This is a genomic window from Kocuria himachalensis (genome assembly GCF_054784195.1).
The window spans coordinates 1-1,028 of sequence record NZ_BAAGPL010000034.1 but is presented as its reverse complement, the minus strand read 5'-3'; the positions used below and the strand labels follow the sequence as shown (position 1 = coordinate 1,028).

3 protein-coding genes are annotated in these 1,028 nt (G+C 64.1%); all 3 read left to right on the top strand.

Features of this window, described 5'->3' with window-relative positions; all coding sequences use genetic code 11:
• Positions 1-199 (top strand): peptidoglycan DD-metalloendopeptidase family protein (locus ACYVM4_RS18155; protein ID WP_460669442.1); only part of this gene is annotated, 199 nt, incomplete at its 5' end.
• Positions 187-789, top strand: a complete 603-nt coding sequence (locus ACYVM4_RS18150; RefSeq protein WP_460669441.1) for a hypothetical protein — start codon at positions 187-189, stop codon at positions 787-789. The genes ACYVM4_RS18155 and ACYVM4_RS18150, both read left to right, overlap by 13 nt.
• 18 nt (positions 790-807) lie before the next feature.
• Positions 808-1,028: hypothetical protein (locus ACYVM4_RS18145; RefSeq protein WP_460669440.1), on the top strand; the 221-nt coding region annotated here is incomplete at its 3' end.

Genomic DNA, 1,028 nt, shown 5'->3' with positions numbered 1-1,028 from the left:
CTGGGACGTGGCCAAAGGCCAGCAGCTCAAACGCGGTGACGTCATCGGCACCGAGGGCAACCGCGGACGCTTCGGCATGGCCACGCACCTGCACTTCGAAATCTACAAACCCAACGCCCCGGAGATGGTCTTCCCCTACCAAGGGCACAACCTCGACCCCGAGCCCATCCTCAAACAGAAAGGAGCATGGCCGAAATGACCCGACACCGCCTGATCACCGCTCTCACCCTGTGCCTCCTACCCCTGACCGCCTGCGGGACCGATGGAGCACAACAGACCAGCGAGCAGACCACCGCTCCTGCCACGGCCACGCTCTCCCCCACCGAGCACACCCCCGGGCAAGGCACCTTTCCCGACCCGGACACCGTGGACCGGGCCGACGTGGAGGCCACCGCCGAAACCGCCGCGCTGATGCTGCACTCCTGGGACACCGCCACCGACCGCACCCAAACCGCCGCCGCCATCCGTACCAAACCGTTGATGTCAGAGGATTGGGCCGCCAATCAGGTCGAGCCTGAACGCAACGGCAACCAGGCCGCCTGGCTCGAACCAGCCGAACACCAGGCCTACAGCGCACCCAGCCTCGTGCCGGCTGTCAGTGACGTCTCCCGAGACGTCGCCGCGGACAAAGCCATCCGCGCCTACGACCTCACTTGGCGATGGATCAGCCGCGACGGTCAAGAAATCGAGGCCACCGGCCAACGCCAGGTCGTCATCTACCTCGAGAAGCAGAACGGGCATTGGGACGTCGTTGGCCACCAGACCCATGACATGGGCACCAGCAAGTAAACCCGACACGGACACCCGATGCTGTTCAATGTCATGTACATGTGGCAGGCTGAACCCATGAAGGAATACGAGCCCCCCAAGATGATCGGGCGCAGAGTCCCGTTCAGCATGCGGGTGCTTCCTGAACAGCACCGCCGCGCTTTCGAGAAGGCGGCCGCTCTCGGCCTGTCCCAGGCTGATTACATCGGTGCGCTGATCGACCGTGACTACGGATTACCGAACGCGATAGACGACCGGCA

Bases quoted from the DNA above. Each gene is read 5' to 3' on its own strand.
- ACYVM4_RS18150 (WP_460669441.1), top strand. From the start codon at position 187: ATGGCCGAAATGACCCGACACCGCCTGATCACCGCTCTCACCCTGTGC.